At 60.1% G+C, this 2,419-nt stretch carries 1 protein-coding gene; it reads left to right on the forward strand.

All coding sequences use genetic code 11. From position 1 onward, the window contains the following. Nucleotides 1-535: 535 nt before the first annotated feature. On the forward strand, nt 536-2,293 hold the full coding sequence (locus tag E1289_RS37275; RefSeq protein WP_207929417.1) for a reverse transcriptase/maturase family protein: 1,758 nt from the start codon (nt 536-538) through the stop codon (nt 2,291-2,293). Nucleotides 2,294-2,419: the final 126 nt, after the last annotated feature.

Raw genomic sequence — 2,419 nt, forward strand, 5'->3', positions numbered from 1 at the left:
TGGGAGTGCGCCACGAGGCGCTTGGTCGTATTCCCGGCTCAGCCGGGAGAGGATTGGAGGTTTTCTCTGGGCCTAATGGCTTACCCGGATCCGAAAGGAAAAGGGGGACAGTAGCATGCCAGCAAACCGGCGGTCGGGTCTAGATATCGAGGACGATGCGCCGGTCGGCCCGCATGATATGGCGAAGGCTTGATTGCTTGAAGCCCAATCTCCAGTGATGAAACTTCGCATCCATCGGAAAGATATCTGAAACCGGTGCCGTGCCCGGTGTCGGCCGGATCCCATATCCGACGCTACCTCTGGGGCATAGGACGATGTCCTGTCGGGACATTGAAGGAGATGAGTGGGACGCCTAAGTCGTGCTGTCACGTACGACCGAGACGAACGTGGGATCACCTGTCGGGTGCGAACCCTAAGGTGACGGAGGCCCCGTAGTAGTCGCCGGAGTCACGCCCGGCCAAGGAGGGCGGGAAAGCCGCTCACAGGGCGAAGGGGGCCAGGTGGCCGGACACCATCAGGTCGGGAGGTATGCGAAATGCAGAGCGCCGAAACGGTGCTGGGTGTCCTGCGTGAGCGCGGTAGGCGTGGCCTGCCGTGCGACGAACTGTTTCGCCAGTTGTTCAACCCGCAGTTGTATCTGCTGGCTTACGGGCGGATCTACGCCAACCACGGATCGATGACACCCGGGGTCACGCGGGAAACCGTTGACGGAATGTCGGTGAGGAAGATCGAACGCATCATTGCCGCGATGCGCAGTGAGCGTTATCGGTTTTCGCCGGTCCGGCGAGTACACATTCCGAAAGGGAATGGAAAAACTCGACCACTGGGCTTGCCGACCTGGTCGGACAAACTTGTCGGTGAAGTCATTCGCCTGATTTTGGAGGCGTATTACGAGCCGACGTTCTCTGACCGCTCTCACGGGTTCCGGCCCGGACGTGGCTGCCATACCGCACTGCGGGAGGTCGCTAACACCTGGACCGGAACGACCTGGTTCATCGAGGGTGATATCGCCGACTGCTTCGGCAGTCTCGATCACGACGTAATGATCGAAATTTTGGCGGAGCGCATCCACGATGGCCGGTTCCTGCGGCTGGTGCGAAACATGCTCACGGCCGGATATCTGGAGGATTGGAAGTGGGGAGCCACGCTCAGCGGGGCGCCGCAGGGCGGCGTGGTCTCCCCGATCCTTTCCTCTATCTACCTGCACAAACTGGATCAGTTCGTCGAGAAGGTTCTCATTCCGGAATACACGCGAGGAGGATACCGCAACGGCAATCGGGAATATGGGCGGTTGAAATGGCGGCGGGCGCAAGCGCGCAAGCGCGGCGACCGCACTGCCGTCAGAGAGTTGACGAAGCAAACACGGCGCCTGCCGTCGGTGGACCCGATGGATCCAAAATACCGGCGGTTGCGGTATGTGCGCTACGCCGACGACCACCTACTCGGGTTTGCCGGCCCCAAGTCCGAAGCTGAGGAGATCAAAAGGCGGTTGGCAGAGTTCCTGCAGAATGAACTTCATCTCGAACTCTCCCAACAGAAGACGCTGATCACCCACGCCCGCACAGGCGCGGCCCGCTTCCTCGGCTACGACATCGTCGTCCAGCATAACAACACCAAGGTCACCCGAGGCTCCAGAAGAGCCAACGGAATAATTGGCCTACGTGTGCCCGACGACGTGATCAAGGAAAAGTGCGCCCCATTCCTGGAACACGGAAAACCCGTTCACCAGGGAAGATGGGTCCAGGAGGCCGACTACACCATCGTCGCCACATACGGATCGATCTACCGGGGTATTGTCCAGTACTACCTGCTGGCCGGAAACGTCCCACGACTGCACCGGCTGCTGTGGGTCATGCAGACTTCCATGCTGAAGACCCTGGCAAGCAAACACCGATCGACGGTGCGCAAGACCGCGGCGAAGCATAGAACCAAAGTCCAGACACCGCATGGGCCACGCACTTGTTACGAGGCCCAGATCGAAAGAAACGGCAGGAAACCACTGGTCGCACGGTTCGGCGGCATCCCCCTCAGGCGCCAGAAGACAGCGATGATCAATGATCACGAACCCGCCCGGGACAAATACTCCCACAAGGAAATCGTCAAACGGCTACTCGCCAGCACGTGTGAGCTTTGTGGACACCACGGCAACGTGGAAGTTCATCATGTCCCCAAGCTCGCCGAGCTCGACAAACCCGGACGGGGGACAAGCGGCTGGATGCAGATCATGAAAAGCAGGCGACGCAAAACCCTTGTGGTATGCGATACCTGCCACCACAGCATCCACACCGGATAGCAGACCGTCAAACTCACAAAAGAACCACTGGAGAGCCGGATGCGGGGAAACTCGCACGTCCGGTTCGGAGGGAGGCCGCGCGGAAAAGGGCCCTCATGGGCACCTCGCCGCGCGGCCGACCCTACC

This window comes from Actinomadura sp. 6K520, assembly GCF_004349245.1.
Classification (GTDB): domain Bacteria; phylum Actinomycetota; class Actinomycetes; order Streptosporangiales; family Streptosporangiaceae; genus Spirillospora.